The 16,317-nt window shown below is 63.8% G+C and carries 16 protein-coding genes; 6 read left to right on the forward strand and 10 right to left on the reverse strand.

Annotated elements, in window-relative coordinates:
* Positions 1 to 31: 31 nt before the first annotated feature.
* The 3 genes from JQ604_RS16790 to JQ604_RS16800 form a co-directional block, all read right to left on the reverse strand.
* Positions 32 to 235 carry a CsbD family protein gene (locus JQ604_RS16790; RefSeq protein WP_212358515.1) on the reverse strand — a complete coding sequence of 68 codons (204 nt, stop codon included), beginning with the start codon at positions 233 to 235 and terminating at the stop codon, positions 32 to 34.
* A 180-nt stretch (positions 236 to 415) separates the two neighbouring features.
* Positions 416 to 808, reverse strand: a complete 393-nt coding sequence (locus JQ604_RS16795) for a DUF6894 family protein (RefSeq protein ID WP_212358516.1) — start codon at positions 806 to 808, stop codon at positions 416 to 418.
* On the reverse strand, positions 808 to 1,734 hold the full coding sequence (locus JQ604_RS16800; RefSeq protein ID WP_212358517.1) for a Crp/Fnr family transcriptional regulator: 927 nt from the start codon (positions 1,732 to 1,734) through the stop codon (positions 808 to 810). Before JQ604_RS16800 ends, JQ604_RS16795 begins: the two co-directional genes overlap by 1 nt.
* 152 nt (positions 1,735 to 1,886) lie before the next feature.
* Between JQ604_RS16800 and JQ604_RS16805 the strand changes: the two genes are divergently transcribed.
* From JQ604_RS16805 to JQ604_RS16820, 4 genes are all read left to right on the forward strand, one after another.
* The gene (locus tag JQ604_RS16805; RefSeq protein ID WP_212358518.1) at positions 1,887 to 5,012 is read left to right on the forward strand and encodes a CheR family methyltransferase; all 3,126 of its coding nucleotides are present in this window, start codon (positions 1,887 to 1,889) and stop codon (positions 5,010 to 5,012) included.
* An 891-nt stretch (positions 5,013 to 5,903) separates the two neighbouring features.
* On the forward strand, positions 5,904 to 6,947 hold the full coding sequence (locus tag JQ604_RS16810; RefSeq protein ID WP_212358519.1) for a PrsW family glutamic-type intramembrane protease: 1,044 nt from the start codon (positions 5,904 to 5,906) through the stop codon (positions 6,945 to 6,947).
* Positions 6,948 to 6,974: 27 nt separating this feature from the next.
* Positions 6,975 to 7,547 (forward strand): HdeD family acid-resistance protein, encoded by a 573-nt coding sequence (locus JQ604_RS16815; protein ID WP_212358520.1) that lies wholly within the window; start codon positions 6,975 to 6,977, stop codon positions 7,545 to 7,547.
* A gap of 227 nt (positions 7,548 to 7,774) precedes the next feature.
* Positions 7,775 to 8,860 (forward strand): 3-deoxy-7-phosphoheptulonate synthase, encoded by a 1,086-nt coding sequence (locus tag JQ604_RS16820; protein WP_212358521.1) that lies wholly within the window; start codon positions 7,775 to 7,777, stop codon positions 8,858 to 8,860.
* Positions 8,861 to 8,937: 77 nt separating this feature from the next.
* Here JQ604_RS16820 and JQ604_RS16825 read toward each other — a convergent pair whose 3' ends face one another.
* From JQ604_RS16825 to epmA, 4 genes are read right to left on the reverse strand one after another with little or no spacing between them, the layout of a single operon-like run.
* Positions 8,938 to 9,180, reverse strand: a complete 243-nt coding sequence (locus JQ604_RS16825) for a hypothetical protein (RefSeq protein WP_212358522.1) — start codon at positions 9,178 to 9,180, stop codon at positions 8,938 to 8,940.
* Between the two features lie 20 nt (positions 9,181 to 9,200).
* Positions 9,201 to 9,410 carry a hypothetical protein gene (locus JQ604_RS16830; RefSeq protein ID WP_212358523.1) on the reverse strand — a complete coding sequence of 70 codons (210 nt, stop codon included), beginning with the start codon at positions 9,408 to 9,410 and terminating at the stop codon, positions 9,201 to 9,203.
* Positions 9,411 to 9,415: 5 nt separating this feature from the next.
* A complete protein-coding gene (locus JQ604_RS16835) occupies positions 9,416 to 10,501 on the reverse strand; it encodes a lysine-2,3-aminomutase-like protein (protein WP_212358524.1) in 1,086 nt (361 codons plus the stop codon).
* On the reverse strand, positions 10,498 to 11,550 hold the full coding sequence (epmA, locus tag JQ604_RS16840; protein ID WP_212358525.1) for an EF-P lysine aminoacylase EpmA: 1,053 nt from the start codon (positions 11,548 to 11,550) through the stop codon (positions 10,498 to 10,500). Before epmA ends, JQ604_RS16835 begins: the two co-directional genes overlap by 4 nt.
* A gap of 353 nt (positions 11,551 to 11,903) precedes the next feature.
* Here epmA and efp point away from each other — a divergent pair, with 353 nt between their 5' ends.
* A complete protein-coding gene (gene efp / locus JQ604_RS16845; protein WP_212358526.1) occupies positions 11,904 to 12,470 on the forward strand; it encodes an elongation factor P in 567 nt (188 codons plus the stop codon).
* 40 nt (positions 12,471 to 12,510) lie between these two features.
* Positions 12,511 to 14,097 (forward strand): M23 family peptidase, encoded by a 1,587-nt coding sequence (locus JQ604_RS16850; protein WP_212358527.1) that lies wholly within the window; start codon positions 12,511 to 12,513, stop codon positions 14,095 to 14,097.
* Between the two features lie 59 nt (positions 14,098 to 14,156).
* Here JQ604_RS16850 and JQ604_RS16855 read toward each other — a convergent pair whose 3' ends face one another.
* The 3 genes from JQ604_RS16855 to JQ604_RS16865 form a co-directional block, all read right to left on the reverse strand.
* The gene (locus JQ604_RS16855; RefSeq protein WP_212358528.1) at positions 14,157 to 15,053 is read right to left on the reverse strand and encodes a dihydrodipicolinate synthase family protein; all 897 of its coding nucleotides are present in this window, start codon (positions 15,051 to 15,053) and stop codon (positions 14,157 to 14,159) included.
* Between the two features lie 148 nt (positions 15,054 to 15,201).
* Entirely contained in the window at positions 15,202 to 15,711 is a 510-nt protein-coding gene (locus JQ604_RS16860; RefSeq protein ID WP_212358529.1) for a cupin domain-containing protein, read from the reverse strand.
* 39 nt (positions 15,712 to 15,750) lie between these two features.
* Positions 15,751 to 16,227 carry a carboxymuconolactone decarboxylase family protein gene (locus JQ604_RS16865; protein WP_212358530.1) on the reverse strand — a complete coding sequence of 159 codons (477 nt, stop codon included), beginning with the start codon at positions 16,225 to 16,227 and terminating at the stop codon, positions 15,751 to 15,753.
* Positions 16,228 to 16,317 lie beyond the last annotated feature (90 nt).

A 16,317-nucleotide genomic window follows, 5' to 3' on the forward strand; every position in this document is an offset into this window, starting at 1 on the left:
CCTTCGTGAGAGCGAAAATGGTCCGGCGCTACTACCATTTCTGCCGACCGTACCAATCGTTCACTTCCTTGGTGGCCTGATCCTTGGCGTAGCCATAGCGCTGCTGCAGTCGGCCTTCGAGCTGGTCCTGCTTGCCGTCGATGATATCGAGATCGTCATCGGTCAGCTTGCCCCACTGCTCCTTGATCTTGCCCTTCACCTGCTTCCAGTTTCCTTCGACACGATTCCAGTCCATGGCGGTCCTCCTTCGAACATGGGCTGCATCAACCGGACAGGCCGGGCATCGTTCCTCACGGCGATTGCGGCATGATTTCGCATAACGCTTCGTCGCGGATAAGAACACGCGCACAAACGTGAGGAGTATGGCTCCGCTCATCTATCCTGCGGAATCATTATTCTCGGTCGGTAATCACGTTTATCGCCCTAGCGTGCGCTGAATCGACTCGAGCGTTGCGCGCACCCTCGCGCAATTCGCCTGCAGTTCGGCGCGAAGCACGCGGCTGCGCTGGACTTTCCGCTCGGCGTCCTGGATGGCTTGATCGATCCGACGCTTCGGGGCCCGGAACGACGGACGTCCCACCACCAGCACTTCGCCGAACGGCACGTCCATCAACGGCGTGCCGTCCGCGCCGGCGATCTCGAATGCGTCCGCCTTGGGGTCCTTTCGTATCTTCAGCTTCTCGACCGACATTTCCAGCGCGGCGCGGCAGGTGTCGATGTAGGCCGCTTCCAGCGAGGAGAAGTCCGACCCGATCGTGTCCTCGTAACGCTGCCCTTCGGACGTGTAGTGGAAGAAGAAGTGAGGCATCAATCCGTCCCTCCGAGATATCCGGGATCGAAATCCGCCAGCTCATAGAGCGCGTGGCGGTCCTTGATGTGCAGGGTGCTCCGGCTGAGCTCGATCAGGCCCTGGCTACGAAGCGTCTGCAGCATCCGGTTCACGTGGACGGTGGAAAGCGCAAGGACATCGCCGAGCTCCTGCTGTGTCAGGGGGAAATCATAACCGCTTCCGTCCGCCGAGACCTGCAGGCGATGCGACAGTTCGCAGAGCAAATGCGCCAGCCGGCCTCGCGCGGACCGGCGGCCGACCGCGACCAGCCACTCCAGCTGGATCGCAGCCTGAATCGATGTCTCGCGCCAGATCGCGGTCGCGATCGCCGGACGATCCGCGATCAGCTTGCGCAACGCTGCCAGCGGAATCGGCAGAACGACCGCAGCCGTCAGCGCCTGGACCGACGTTCGCGCGCGCTCCAGCACCAGTTCCGCCGGATTGACCATTTCACCGGGCAGATAGACCGCGACCACCTGCTGGTCTCCTTCGGGAAGCGTCCGGACGGCCTGCAACATTCCCGAGCAGACCAGAAACAGCGCGGAAAGGACACCTCCCTCTGCGGTCACATGGTCCCCCTTCTCGACCTCGAGGGCGGATGATGCCGCCGACAGCAGCGCCTGCTGATCTGCAAATGACAAGGCGGTCCGGGACGCCAATTTTGACAGGAAGGGTGCGATGTCCAGCGACGGTTCGGCAAGACGTCGCCGCTCCGTGAGCCCGGCCTTGGCCGGTCGCGCCTCCAGCCAGGACCGCAGGTCCGCATTGAACTCCAGAAGCTTGGCTTCCTTGATTAACAGCGACCTGAGCGAACCAGACCTATCGAGGGCGAGTTGCCGCCGCTCGCGGGCGAGTTGCCGTAGCTCCTCGGATGTCCTGCTGCTGATGGTCAACTGATGCAGCATCCATGTCTCCAACCACGGACAATCTCAGTTGTAATGGGCTTGTTCCTATCCGGCGGGAACGAATCCACCGCGTCTATCCTTATCCCATTCAGCCTGTCTTGAGAGGAATTATCAGATGTGCGAAGCAGCACAGACAAAGCACGGGCGGGCAAATGGATCAGCAAAGCTTCCCTATCGCTGGCGTCGGCGCTTCGGCTGGAGGCGTCGAGGCCCTTGAAGGTTTCTTTCGTGGCCTGCCATCCGAGGTGAATTTCGCGATCGTGATCGTGACCCATCTGGCGGCCGAGCGAGAAAGCTTCCTGCAGGAGATCATCCAGCGTCAAACGTCCCTGACCGTGATCGGCGTGCAGGACGACATCGATCTCGAGCCTAATCACGTCTATGTGCTGACACGGGCCGTGATCGCCACGGTCGAGAAAGGGCGCCTCATCCTGCGCGAAATGGCGCAGCGAGAACGGAAACCCGTCGACATTCTTTTCAGCTCGCTGGCGGTCGATCTGGGCGAGAAGGCCGCCGGCGTGGTATTATCAGGCGGCGATGGCGACGGCGCACTTGGCATCAAGGCCATCAAGGAGCGGGGCGGCCTGACCTTTGCTCAGGTCGCCGACGGGTACGGTCCCGGTCAACCCGACATGCCGGAAAGCGCCATTGCGACGGGATTTGTCGACTTTGCCATTCCGGTGGAAGCGATGGGCGAGAAGCTCGTTCAATTCGCACGAGGCAATCAGTTGATCGAAAGCCTCGTTGAAACCGCCCAGGACGGCGATGAGGACAGTGCGGCGCGGGAGGCGCTGCCGCATATCTACGCCATCCTGCGCAGCCAGATCGGGCATGACTTCAGCGGCTACAAGGTCCGAACATTCGCGCGACGGGTCGCCCGCCGGATGCAGGTGAGCCAGCTCAACACGATCGATGCCTATCTTGAACTGCTCCGGAAGGATCCACACGAGGTCAACGCCCTGTTCCGCGACCTCTTGATCAACGTCACGAATTTCTTCCGCGATGCTGATGCTTTCGACCATCTAGCCGAGCTCGTCATTCCCAAGCTGTTCGAGGGACGCGGCGCCGCCGATACCGTTCGCGTCTGGATTCCCGGCTGCTCGACCGGCGAGGAAATGTACTCGATTGCCATCCTGCTGCGCGAATATATGGAAAAGCTGACCGCGGTACCGCGCGTGCAGATTTTTGCGACCGATATCGACGAGCGCGCCTTGTCGGTGGCGCGCACGGCGCGCTATCCGGCAGCGTTGCTCGACAGCGTTTCCGAGCAGCGGCAGCGGCGTTTCTTCGTGCAGGACGGCGGCAGCTTCATCGTGTCCCGCGACGTTCGCGACCTCTGCATCTTCTCCCCGCACAGCGTGATCAGGGACCCGCCGTTTTCGCGGATCGATCTCGTATCCTGCCGCAACTTGCTGATCTATTTCGGGCCGGACATGCAGAGCCAGGTGATTCCGACCTTCCACTATGCGCTACGGAATGACGGCTATCTGTTCCTGGGATCGGCCGAGAATGTCAGCCAGTTTCAGGATCTCTTCGCTCCCGTGGAAAAAAAGCATCGGCTGTTCCGGAAGCGGACGGACGGCAATTCCAGCCTGCGGCTGCCGATGATGGTGACCGCCGTCAGAGCCGGCCACCTGGCGGATTTCGTGCCACGCCGCCCTCCGATGGCCGGCCTGCTGCTGCGTCAAATGATCGACGAGCACGTGCTGGAACGCTTCTCGCCCGCCCATGTGGTGGCGAACCGCGACGGCGATGTCGTCTACTACTCCAACAAAACCGGCAAATATCTCGAACCGCCGGCTGGCGTGCCGACCCGGCAACTCCTCACATTGGCCCGGCGCGACCTGCGGCTGGATCTGCGCACCGCATTTCGCGAAGCGGTCGAAACCGGCCACAGCGTTTCGCGCGAGGGCATTGCGGTCGAAGGCGAAGCCGGCGTGCAGATCATCAACCTGCAGGTCGAACCTTTGCCGATCCAGGGCGAGGAAGCGCTCTACGTCGTCCTATTCCAGGACCAGGGCCCGCTTCTTTCGCGAGAAGAGGCATTTTTGCGCGCCAACTCCAACGATGCCGGCGCCGCGGCTCAGGTCGAACGCGAGTTGCGGGAAACCCGCGACCGTCTGCAGTCGATGATCGAGGAGTACGAGACCGCGCTGGAAGAGCTCAAGTCGTCAAACGAGGAGCTGGTGTCCGTCAACGAGGAGATGCAGTCGAACAACGAGGAACTGGAAGCGTCGAAGGAAGAGCTGCAATCGGTCAATGAAGAACTGCACACGGTGAACTCGGAGCTCAACGGCAAGGTCGAGGCGCTGGACCGCGCCAACAGCGATCTGAACAATCTGTTCGAAAGCACCGACGTCGCGACCATCTTTTTGGACCGGCACCTGGTGATCCGCAGCTTTACGCCCGCCGTCGCCCGAATCTTCAATATCCTGTCCAGTGACCGGGGTCGTCCCATCACCGACCTGTCGAGCCGCCTGCGCTTCCCCGGACTTGCCGACGACATCAGAAACGTCATGGTGGGTGAAACCCTTCTGGAAGGGCGGGTCAGCGCCGAGGATGAGCAAACCCACTATCTCGTGCGTCTGCTCCCCTACCGCGACGGTGACCGGAAGAACGACGGTGTCGTGGTCGCCTTCGTCGATATCTCGAACATGACCCGCGCCGAACGGCGACAGCAGGTGCTGATCGCCGAGCTGCAGCACCGCACCAAGAACCTGCTCACGGTGGTCCAGTCAATTGCGCGGCGGACGATCGACAAGAGCGCCACGCTGGATGAATTCCTACAGCGGCTCGCCTCCCTCAGCCGGGTCCAGGACTTCCTGACTCAGGATGAGAGGTCGATCATTGATCTCGCCGAACTGGTCCGGCGCGAGCTTGACGCGCTCGGCGCCCTGCAGCCGGATCGCGTCCAGGTGAGCGGGCTGCGGGCTCCGATCCCGTTCCAGCTGGTGCAGACGCTCGGCCTCGCCGTTCATGAGCTCGCGACGAACGCACTGAAGCACGGCGCGCTGAAGCATCCGACCGGCACCCTTGCCATCAGCTGGAATGTACACAAGGAAGGCGAACATTCTTTCCTGACATTCGACTGGCGCGAATCCGGTGTCTCGATTCCGCAGCCCCCCAAAAAGCGTGGGTTCGGCCGAGAACTGATCGAGCGGGCGCTCAGCCAGATGGTCGACGTCACCTGCGAGATGAAGTTCGAGAAAGACGGCCTGTCCTGCCACATCGAACTGCCCTTCGACGGCAAGACCTCCCGTGACGAGGAGCCGGCTTGAGCTTCCAAGGTCTTGTGCTGCGGAGTGATTTTGCAGGACGTGTGACAAATTCGACACGACGGGCAAATCAGAAAAACCTGTCAAGCCTCGCAAGTAAAAATATTCCGATTTACGCGAACTTCCGATTATGCTAACAATGACGCATCTCACCCGTCACGAGGGGCGCTCGCGAACGCCACGAACGTGGGTGCAGATGCGGTGGCCGCTGAGCGTGCGACAGGCGTGTGTGCGCAAGGCGGACGGCGAAGTCGTGTGGGCCTGCCGCCCCGATGTTGGTGGTAAGCACGCGAACAGGCTAACGCCTGTCGCTAACGATGGTGACACAAACGCAGAGTCTCACCAGGGCGAGCACGTATAAGCCGTAAAGCCATCGCGCAGGGGAAGTCGGGCTGTCTCGGCTGCACCTGTATGCTCGTGTGCGCAACTTCTACTCATTGCGCACGAGACCTCGGGTGCAAGTGAGCGCCCGGCTTTCCCTGCGCCCTCGATCTCGAGAGAGGGCGAAACGAGATGGAAACCTCGGGCAAATCATGTCGCGAGAACGCGAAGCTGTATTCACACAATTGCTGTCATCGCCCGGCCAGCGCGCAATTGCGCGCAAGGACCGGGCGACCCAGTACGCCGCGGCCTCTCGGTTCAAGCGCGACGGCCTCTGGAATACTGGATCACCCGCATGCGCGGGTGATGACACCGGCGACGCGGGTGATGACACCGGCGAGCTGGCTCGTCCTTCCTGACGCAAAGCTTAATCCTCGCGCAGTCGTGACGCCTCGCCGCGACAAAATGCGGCGCGCGGCGCCACGCGAAACGGAACGGACCATGGCCCGATCGCCTTGCAAAGCGTGCGTTTTGCGGCCATTTCTAGGTGGAACTGAGGTCCGATACCCCCTGATGCTGCTGCTCGAGTCGCTTCCAACGGTCATAGGCGCTGCCGCCATCGCTCCCGCCTTGCTGATCCTGTGGCTGGTGATCGCGGCCGACGAGCGGCCCGGCCCGCCGATGCAGGTCTGGCTGGCCTTCGTGCTGGGCGCGGCCTCGATCTCGCTGCTCGGCCTTGCGCGGGCGCCATTCAACGCCCTGCTCGCGATCCCCGGCAATCCCTGGATGACCGTGGCGCTGCGCTCGGTGTTCGGCGTCGCCGCGCCCGAGGAGATCGTCAAGGTGCTGGTCATCGTCATCGTGACGGCGCGGGCGCGGCGACGCTTCGCCACCGACCCGATGGATGCCGTGGTCTATGGCGCGGCCGCCGGCCTCGGCTTTGCCGCTTACGAGAACCTCGCCTATCTCGTCCAGCACAAGGACATGTGGCGGGCGCTGGCGGCACTGCGCAGCGTGCTGACGGTGCCGTTTCACGGCGCGCTCGGCGTCATCGCCGGTGCGTATCTGGCGATCGCCCGCTCCGGCACCGCGCTCGGCGCCAACCGCCACAACCGCGACTGGGCGCGGATCTCGAGCTGGGCACTGGTGCTGTTTGCGCCGATCGCGCTGCATGCCGCGTTCGACTTCCCGCTGCTGACGATGCAGCGCAATCCGGACCTCGGCTCGACGACGCGGCTGCTGCTCGGCTCGGCCAGCGTGCTGATCGGCTTCTCCTCGATCGGCTTTGCGATCCGCCTGGTCCGCCGCCTCGGCAAGCATCACGCGCCGCGCACTGAACTGGCGCGCGAGCGGCTCAGCCAGCTGCGACGGATGTGGGCGCTGCTGCTGCTCGGCGGCGGTGCGGGCTTTGCCGGCGTCGCCTTCCTGCTGACGTCGCTGCATCACTGGTACATCAATCCCGAGCGCAATGCCTCGTTCATCCTGGTCCCGATCGGAGTGACATCGATCACCGTCGGCCTGTCGCTGCTGATCGCGACCACTGCGGTCTATCTGTTCGGACGCAAGCGGCTGCGCACGACATCGGAAGGCTTTTCGTCGGCGTCCGGCCAAGGCTAGGCTGAACATCCAAAGGGAGATCTCGCGATGACCCTTCCCCACGATCTCGACGACCTCAAAGCCAAGATGAGCGCCGCGGCGAAGGCGCACTGGAAGGCGTTCCTGTTCGAGGGCCTGCTGCTCGTCGTCCTCGGCATCGCCGCGATGATCGTGCCGCCGCTGGCGAGCCTCGCCGTCACCATCTTCCTCGGCTGGATGTTTTTGATCAGCGGCATCGGCGGCCTGATCGTCACCTATTGGGCGCGCAACATGCCGGGCTTCTGGTGGTCGCTGATCTCGGCCGCGCTCGCGGTGCTCGCCGGCATGCTGCTGCTGGCGCGGCCGATGCAGGCCGTGCTGACGCTGACCATCGTGGTCGGCGCCTATTTCCTCGCCGAGGGCGTCGCCAGCATCATGTATGCGCTGGAGCACCGCCGCGAATTGTCGAACCGCTGGTCGTGGCTCTTGATCGGCGGCCTCATGGACATCGTGATCGCGTTTTTCATCATCGCCGGCCTCCCCGGCTCGGCGGAATGGGCGATCGGCTTGCTGGTCGGCATCAATTTGATGTTCGGCGGCGCCACCCTGATCGGTGTGGCCCTGGCGGCACGCAACGGCTGAATCGGTCGGGCCGGACCTTGCAGGGGGTGACAAGGCCGATTAGCTCCGCTATAGAGCCGCCCCATGATCACCCGCGCCAACAGCTATTTTTGGTATTTTACCTACGACAGCTCGCTGGCGGCAGGAGGATCGCGCTCAATCTGAAGAATTGCAGCACAAGTCCGAAACAAGCCGCCAGACCTGGCGGCTTTTTTATTGCCGGCAGGTTTCAACCACAGGAGCCCGCCGTGTTGAGCACGACTGACGATCTCAGAATCAAGGAACTGAAAGAGCTGAGTACGCCCGCAGAAGTCATGGGCGAAATCCCGCGCACGCTGACCGCGACCAGGGTCGTGATGGGCGCGCGCAACGCGATCCACGCGATCCTGCATGGACAGGACGACCGGTTGCTGGTCGTGGTCGGCCCCTGCTCGGTGCACGATCCGGCCGCCGCGATCGATTATGCCGAGAAGCTCGCCACCTTGCGCGAGGAACTCGCTGATAAGCTCGAGATCGTGATGCGGGTCTATTTCGAGAAGCCGCGCACGACCGTGGGCTGGAAGGGCCTCATCAACGACCCCGACCTCGACGGCAGCTTCGACATCAACAAGGGGCTGCGGCTGGCGCGCAATGTGCTGTCGGCGGTGAACAATCTCGGCCTGCCCGCCGGCGCCGAATTCCTCGACATGACCACGCCGCAATACATCGCGGACCTCGTGTCGTGGGCGGCCATCGGCGCGCGCACCACCGAGAGCCAGATCCATCGCGAGCTGGCCTCCGGCCTGTCCTGCCCGGTCGGCTTCAAGAACGGCACCGACGGCAATGTCCGGATCGCGGCCGACGCGGTGAAATCGGCCTCGCATCCGCATCATTTCATGGCGGTGACCAAGGGCGGCAAGTCGGCGATTGCGGCCACCTCAGGCAATGAGGACTGCCACGTCATCCTGCGCGGCGGCCGCACGACGAATTACGATGCCGCCAGCGTCGATGCGGCGGCGAGCGAGCTCAGCCGCGCCGGCGTCTCGACGCGGCTGATGATCGACACCAGCCACGCTAATTCGAGCAAGAAGCCGGAGAACCAGCCGCTGGTCGCGGCTGACATTGCCCGCCAGATTTCAGGTGGCGAGCAGCGGATCGTCGGCGTGATGATCGAGAGCAACCTGGTCGCCGGCCGCCAGGACGTCGTGCCCGGCAAGCCGCTGACCTACGGCCAGAGCATCACGGATGGCTGCATCGACTGGGCAACGACGGCGGAGGTGCTGAAGGGCCTGGCGGATGCCGTGGCCACGCGGCGTGCGGCAAGGCGCGGCGATTTGAAGGAGAAGTCGGCCTGACGCAGCCGGTCAGATTGAGCAATGGCGGCAGAGCGCACAGGACCGCGCTCCGCCCGCCTGAGACCGACGAACCGCTGCTAGCAGCCGCGGCAGATGCTCTTCAGCTTCTTGTCGAGGGCTGCGTCTTCCTTGTTGATCGGATCGTTCGGATTGGTGAGATTCTTCTCGCTCGGCACGTCGCTGGGACGCGGCTGACGGTGACCGACCGGCGCCTGGATCGGGCCGGAATTTTTCTGCACGGACGACGAACCACCCTGGGCAAACGCCTCGGGCACCCCGACCAGCGCCACCAGCGCCAGCGACAAAACGATCTTCCTCATTTTCACCTCTCCCGCCTGTCCTACCGCGTCCGTTCCGGGACCTCGATGGTCGCGCAATTCCGACGTCCCTGCGCCGCGCAATCCTGCACCTTCCGTATATCGGCCATCGTGCCAAGTAACCAGATTCCTGCGGCCACAAGCACCGCAAAGAATCCGAACATCACCGCATTTTCGACCGCACGGTTGGCTTCGTCCTCCGGCTCCTTCGGTCCCTCCCCGCCCTCGGCCATGGCGTTCACGGCTTCGGCGGATAGAGATGAACGTCGCCGCAATAGTCGACGACACGATACTGCCGATCGCCCACGGCTTCACCGTCCCCGGACTGCGACAAATAGGATGGGCCGATCGGCGCCTTGCCGTGGCCGCCGGGGATATCCAGCACGTATTCGGGCTGGCACAGGCCGGAAACGCGCCCGCGCAGCGCCCGCATCAGTTCCTGCCCCTGTTCGATCGTGGTGCGCAGGTGCGCGGTGCCCGGCGCGAGGTCGCCGTGATGGAGGTAATAAGGCTTGATCCGGCACTCGACGAAGGCGCGCATCAGGGCCTCCAGCGTCACGGCGTCGTCATTGACGCCGCGCAGCAGCACCGACTGGCTGACCAGGGGAATGCCGGCATCGGCGAGCCGCCCACAGGCCTCGCGCGCCGGGCCGGTCAGCTCGCGCGGATGGTTGGCATGAACGGCAATCCAGGTGGTCGCTCCCGTCACCTTCAGCGCCGCGATCGCGTCATCGCTGATCCGCATGGGATCGGCGACGGGGACCCGGGTGTGAATGCGGATGATCTTGACGTGATCGATCGCAGCCAGGTCAGCCATGATCTCGGCGAGCCGCCGCGGCGACAGCATCAGGGGATCGCCGCCAGTTAGGATCACCTCCCAGATCTCGGGATGGGCGCGGATGTAGTCCAGCGCGCCGGCATAGGCGTCGTCCGACAGCGCGGTCGCCTTGCCCGGCCCGACCATCTCGCGGCGGAAGCAGAACCGGCAATACACTGCGCAGACATGAACCAGCTTGAACAGCACGCGATCGGGGTAGCGGTGCACGATGCCCGGCACGGGCGAATGGGCGTCGTCGCCGATCGGGTCGGCGTTCTCGCCGGGCTGCTCGACGAGCTCATCGGCAGTCGGGATGAACTGTCGCGCGATCGGATCATCGGGGTCGGCGGTGTCGATCAGCGCGGCGATGTCAGGCGTGACCGCAACGGCGTAGCGCGCCGCGACCCGCTCAAGGTCGGCCAGCGCCGCTGCCGGCGCCAGGCCGGCATCGACCAGCTCGCGCGGCTGGCGCAAGGTCGCGGCCAGTTTGGGATCGATCCTGTTCATGCTTCTCCTGCAGGCGGTGTCCACACCACCTGGTCCACCCGCGGCGCCCCGCTCGCCAGCATCACCAGGCGATCGAAGCCGAGCGCGACGCCGCTCGCCTCGGGCATCTGCCCGACCGCAGCGAGGAAATCCTCATCCAGCGGATAGCGCTCACCATAACGCCGCGCCTTCTCGTCCATAGCAGCGGTGAAACGATGGCGCTGCTCGGCGGCGTCGGTCAATTCGCCAAAGCCGTTGGCGAGCTCGACGCCGCAGGCATAGACCTCGAACCGCTCGGCGACCCGCGGATCATCAGCCTTGGTCCGCGCCAGTGCGGCTTCGGGCGTCGGGTATTCGAACAGCACGGTCAGCCGGCCCTGGCCGAGATGCGGCTCGACATGTTCCACCAGCACCTTGCTGAAGATGTCCGACCAGGTGTCGTCATCCGAAACCCGCACCCGCCCAGAGGCGGCCGCCGCCAGCGCGGCGCGGTCACCCTCGCCATCCCGGATCGTCGCCAGCAAATCGATGCCGGCAAAGCGCTCGAACGCGCCGGCGACTGTCAGCAGTTCCGGCTCGGCGAAGGGATCGGCGGTCCGCCCGCGGAACGAGAAGGTCCCGATTCCGGTCGCCTGGGCCGCATGGGCGATCACGACGATGGTGTCGGCCATGATGGAATCGTAGGGCGCGTTGGCGCGGTACCATTCCAGCATCGTGAATTCGGGCAGATGCAAATCGCCGCGCTCGCGATCGCGGAACACCCGGGCGAACTCGTAGATTTTGGGCTCGCCGGCGGCGAGCAGCTTTTTGCAGGCGAACTCCGGCGAGGTCCGCAGGTAACGCGACGCGCGGGAGCCGTCGGCCCGGATCAGCTCGGTCCTGGGGGCATGGAGATGGGTCTCGTTGCCCGGCGACACCTGGAGCACGGAGGTCTCGACCTCGACAAAACCCTGCTCCTCGAACCACGCGCGCAACGCCTTGGTAATCGCACTTCGTGCCAGCAGGAACGGCCTGCGGTCGGCATAGCGCGCCGGACTCCACCATGGCGAGGCCTGGTTGGTCTCAGACATCAGCAACCTGTGTTGGCCTGCAAAGATTCATCATCAGATATCGACTCAATCCGTTTAGAAAGACGCCGCAACCCATTGAAATCAGGTCATTTGATGAGACCGAGGCTGCGATTCCAAGCTTGGCCGCCCGAAACCGTCCCTTCATGTCGAAAGACCTCGGCCTTGTCCATCGGCTGGACCCCGGCGGCACTGTACGGGGACCAGCTTCAGCGGTTGGCAAGTCGCCGAAACCCGCCGCAAAAGGCTGGCATCTCAGGGACAAATCAGTATGTTGCAGCCCGAAATCGCCCCTCGGCCGACGGGCTGCGTCCTCCGGTTTGCGTCCCCGGCCGCCAAATTCAGGAAAACACCCTTTGAAAGTCATCGCCAGTTCCATCCGCAAGGGCAACGTTATCGAGCAGGACGGCCGGCTCTACGTCGTCCTCTCCGCCGAAAACATCCATCCCGGCAAGGGCACCCCGGTCAGCCAGATCGAAATGCGTCGCATCGGCGACGGCGTGAAGGTCTCGGAGCGTTACAAGACCACCGATCAGGTCGAGAAGGCCACCGTCGAGGACCACAACTACAACTACCTCTATGAAGATGGCGACGGCTTCCACTTCATGAACAACGACAATTACGACCAGGTCCAGGTCTCCAAGGAAATCGTCGGCTCCTCGGCACCGTATCTGCAGGAGAACATGACGGTGAAGCTATCGATGCACGACGGCAATCCGGTCGCGATCCAGCTGCCGCAGCGGGTGACGCTGGAAGTCGTCGAGACCGAGCCCGTGACCAAGGGCCAGACTGCGTCGTCCTCCTACAAGCCGGCGGTGCTCTCCAACGGCATTCGCACCGGCGTTCCGCCGCACGTCTCAACCGGCACGCGCATCGTCGTGATGACGGAAGACGGTTCATATGTTGAACGCGCCAAGGACTAGGCGCTAGGCTGCTGCGAGTCGGCATGGGCTGGGGGATGAATTGAACAGGAAGGTTGTCAGCTTCGTTTCGGGCTGGCTGGCAACTTTCGCTGCATTCCTGGCCTCCGCGTCCGCCGACGAATTCCGCAGCCCCTCGATCACGGCCCTGCGCGTCGAATGGCGCGCGGTGCTCGATCAGTTCCGGCAAGAGATCAACGCCCAGCCGGCGATCTCGGCCAACTTCACCTTCGCCGGCCAGCGCAGCGTGCCGCCGACGGATCCGCGCTCCACGCCGGCACTGATGCAGCTCAACGCGGTGACGTCGCCGCTCTTTCCCGGCATCGGCCGCAGCCCGATCCCGGTGCTGCTCCCCTTCGATACGGCCTCCTATCTCGACGCTCGCCAGAGCGGCGCGCCGGAGAGCCTTTCGATCGCGCGCTATCAGGCCGACTTCGGCGCCGCCGATTTCTTCCAGGCCGGTGCCTCCGGCTATGACGCCGTGTTCTCGCTGGCGCCGGGTGCCGGGGACGGCATGCCGCCCCGAACTTTCATCAAACCGGTTGAAGTGCAGATCACGGGATCAATCCTGATCTACGATCTCGCTGACAGGCTCGGCGGCAAGGGCGAACCGGTGAAGACGCTCGCCGCGCAATATCCGGACATCCGCCGCTTCATTCGCGAAGGCTATGTCCGCTACGCCTTCACCCGCTTCGGCATTCCCTACGTCGTCTCGATCCAGTGCCTCGACAGCACACCCCGCTCGAAGCGGCTGGCCTGCCGCGAGGCCTCTCCGGTCGCCGAGCGCTTCCTGAAGGCGCTGCGGATTGCCGGCGGCCAGCCGTCGACGCCGCGCAGCGATCTCGCCTCCGAGGTGATCGAGCGACCGCTGGCTTCGTCGCCGGATTTCACATACCGGCCGAGCGGCGACATCATCGCCAACACCGGCGCGCGCAAGCAGGGCGGCCACGCCGACATCACGGCGTATTCGCAGATCCGCTTTCCGCTCGAGAGAGCGCCGGCGTTTGCGCATTCGCAGTCATTCGCCAAACGCAAGACCGACGGTCATCCCGATGGCTATCCCTGGCAGGACAATTTCTGCGAGGCCCGCAGCTTCGAGGTCGGGCAATGCGCCAGCGGTTATGGCCACCAGGGCCAGGACATCCGCCCCGGCGGCTGCCCGGGCGACAACGACAACAATTGCGATCCCAGGCAGCAGGTGATCGTGGCGGTGCGCGACAGCGTCGTGCTGCGCTCGCCGCAGCAACAGGCCGCGACCTTGCAGGTCAACACCCGCACCGAGCACATCCGCTTCCGCTACATGCACATGAATCCGTCGGTGATGGACGCCGACGGCCTGCTCAACAACCGCAAGGTCGCCGAGGGCGAGAAGATCGGCGTCGTCTCTAATTATCTCGATCACCCCGGCGGCACCTCGCGCCATCTGCATTTCGACGTGCAAGTGTTCACGCGCGACGGCTGGCTCTGGGTCAACCCCTACACCACGCTGGTGTCGGCCTATGAGCGGCTGATCCATGGCCGCGGCCACGAGATCGGGCCCGATGCTGGTCCTGCCGCCGCCGTTGCGCACGCGCTGCCCGAAGATGTGCTGCGCCATCTCAACCGAGAGGAAGGCAGCGGCGGCAACTAGCGCATGATCCGGAAAAGTGTGAAGCGGTTTTCCGAGAAGATCATGCGCAAGACAAAGAGCTAAAGCGTGCTCTCCATTCCGGCCAGGACGTCGCTGACCTTCCTCTGGGCATCCGGCGGCAATGGCAAGATCGGACGCGGAGGCTCGGCCACGCAGATGCCCCTGAGATTGGCGATCGCGTAGACGACCCGCAGGCTGGAGAATGTCTTGAACAGCTGCCAGACCGGTTGCAAACGCTCGTCAAGCTGGCGCGCCTTGTCGGTATCTCCAGCTGCCACGGCGCGGACGATGTCGAGGCAGACTTTCGGGAAAATTCCCGCAAGAACGCTATACCAGGTCTCACCGCCCACCAGCAGCGCTTCGGTGCAATTCCAGTCGGCGCTGTAGCCGAGTGAGAAGCCGCTCGGAACCACGGCGCGCAACTCCGCAACGAGTCCTGGTACCGCAGAAGCGTCCAGCGCCGGACTCTTCACCGCAATGATTCCCTCCACCCGGCTCAAGCGGCCGATCAGATCAGGCGTAAATCGAAAATGCGTTGTACCGGGATTGTCGTAGATGCAAATCGGCAATCTGCTTTCGCGCGCGACGGTCTGGAAATGCTCGAAGACCTCATCATCTGTCAGCGGCGTATAGGAGACCGGCGCCAAGAGTCCCGCGGCCGCGCCGGCATCGCGTGCGTCCTGGGCCAGTCTCACCGCGTCGTCGGTTCGCAGCGCGCCGACGCCAACCAATATCGGCATTTTGCCATCGACCAGGGCGACCGCCGCCTGCACGGCACGCCGCCGCTGATCACGGCTGAAATAGGGATACGAACCGGTGCTGCCGAGCAGCCCAATCGAATCCACCTTCGCCGCGATCAAGGGTTTTAGCAATGCGCGAAGCGCTTCCACGTCGACCAGCCCATCCCGATTCGAGGGCGTGATCGGGAAGGCAGACAGCCCCTTGAGCTTCACCATCGGCTTGTTCCTCCTCGACAACAGTCGCGCGACGACAGGCGACAAAACGCTGCGCCTTGCCGCCACACCATCAATCCCCACGCCAGCTCCGGCTGCAAGGTCCAGTACGCCGCGAAATTGGCGCTCAACTGGCCCAGCCCCCCGATCGCTATTGCAGCATCGTCGTCAGTTGCGCACCTTCATCCGCGACGAACACCGCGATCAGCTCGGCCGGCTCTGTGGTGCTGGCATTGGCGGAGACGATGTGGGTCGAACCCGGCGGCTCGAAGAAGGACTGGCCGACCTGGAACGTCTCCAGCGGGCCGCCGCCGAGCTGCGAGCGGATTTCGCCCTTCGTGATGTAGGCCGTCACCGATCCCGCATGGCGATGCGGTGGCGTGAAGCCGCCCGGGCCGTAGGTGACGCGGACGACCGTGACGCGCTTGCCTGCGACGTTCGGCAATGCGTGAGAGGTGATCACCTCGACCTTGCCTGACGCCGCGCCGTCACCCGCGGCCGCGGCGCAGAGCGGCACGATAGCGTTGGAGATCGCGTCCATCGAAAGCGGCAGCGATTTACCGATCACCATCGCGCAGGCAAGCCCTGCGATAACTGCGAGCGAGACTTGCCGCGGCGGCCGCACTGGTGGAAGCGACATGGTCGTGGTCATCGACGTCATGGGTTCTCTCCCTTTCGTTGTCGTTGTTGGTCGTGTCGGTTACGACGCGGCACGAACTGTCGGCTTGCGTGCGGGCGGCGTCCAGCGATAGGCGGCGCCGAACCTGTTCCAGACGTTGATCGATGCGATCGCCGAGGTGAGATAGGTCAGCTCGGTCTCGGAGAACTCCGCATTGACTTCCGCATAGAGTTCGTCGCTCACGCCGCTCGGCAGCGTCGTCAGCGCCTCGGTCCAGGCCAGCGCTGCGCGCTCGCGCTTGGAAAATTGCGGCGCCTCGCGCCAGACCACGACGAGGTTGATCTTGTCGGCGGGAACGCCGAGGCTTTCGCTCTGCATGATGTGATACTGCACGCAGAACGCACAGCCGTTGATCTGCGAGGCGCGCAGCTTGACGAGCTCGATGAGCTGCTTGTCGAGGCCGGCCTTTGCGGCGAACTGGCCGAGCGAGCGCACCACAGCGAAGACGTCGGGCGCCAGTCGTTCGAAGTCGGTGTATTCCTTGCGGGCGTGTGACATTTGTTCGGCCTCATGTTATCAGTACACTGATACAATATAAGAGCACTGATATATGGACAAGACACGGAAGCGCGCGAAGGCAAAATCTCG

The organism is Bradyrhizobium jicamae (assembly GCF_018130695.1).
GTDB classification, from domain to species: Bacteria; Pseudomonadota; Alphaproteobacteria; order Rhizobiales; family Xanthobacteraceae; genus Bradyrhizobium; species Bradyrhizobium jicamae_B.

Bases quoted from the DNA above. Each gene is read 5' to 3' on its own strand.
- JQ604_RS16800 (WP_212358517.1), bottom strand. From the start codon at position 1,734: ATGCTGCATCAGTTGACCATCAGCAGCAGGACATCCGAGGAGCTACGG.
- JQ604_RS16825 (WP_212358522.1), bottom strand. From the start codon at position 9,180: ATGAGGAAGATCGTTTTGTCGCTGGCGCTGGTGGCGCTGGTCGGGGTG.
- JQ604_RS16805 (WP_212358518.1), top strand. From the start codon at position 1,887: ATGGATCAGCAAAGCTTCCCTATCGCTGGCGTCGGCGCTTCGGCTGGA.
- JQ604_RS16795 (WP_212358516.1), bottom strand. From the start codon at position 808: ATGCCTCACTTCTTCTTCCACTACACGTCCGAAGGGCAGCGTTACGAG.
- JQ604_RS16815 (WP_212358520.1), top strand. From the start codon at position 6,975: ATGACCCTTCCCCACGATCTCGACGACCTCAAAGCCAAGATGAGCGCC.
- JQ604_RS16855 (WP_212358528.1), bottom strand. From the start codon at position 15,053: ATGGTGAAGCTCAAGGGGCTGTCTGCCTTCCCGATCACGCCCTCGAAT.
- JQ604_RS16830 (WP_212358523.1), bottom strand. From the start codon at position 9,410: ATGGCCGAGGGCGGGGAGGGACCGAAGGAGCCGGAGGACGAAGCCAAC.
- JQ604_RS16835 (WP_212358524.1), bottom strand. From the start codon at position 10,501: ATGAACAGGATCGATCCCAAACTGGCCGCGACCTTGCGCCAGCCGCGC.
- JQ604_RS16860 (WP_212358529.1), bottom strand. From the start codon at position 15,711: ATGACGTCGATGACCACGACCATGTCGCTTCCACCAGTGCGGCCGCCG.
- JQ604_RS16810 (WP_212358519.1), top strand. From the start codon at position 5,904: ATGCTGCTGCTCGAGTCGCTTCCAACGGTCATAGGCGCTGCCGCCATC.
- JQ604_RS16790 (WP_212358515.1), bottom strand. From the start codon at position 235: ATGGACTGGAATCGTGTCGAAGGAAACTGGAAGCAGGTGAAGGGCAAG.
- JQ604_RS16865 (WP_212358530.1), bottom strand. From the start codon at position 16,227: ATGTCACACGCCCGCAAGGAATACACCGACTTCGAACGACTGGCGCCC.
- epmA (WP_212358525.1), bottom strand. From the start codon at position 11,550: ATGTCTGAGACCAACCAGGCCTCGCCATGGTGGAGTCCGGCGCGCTAT.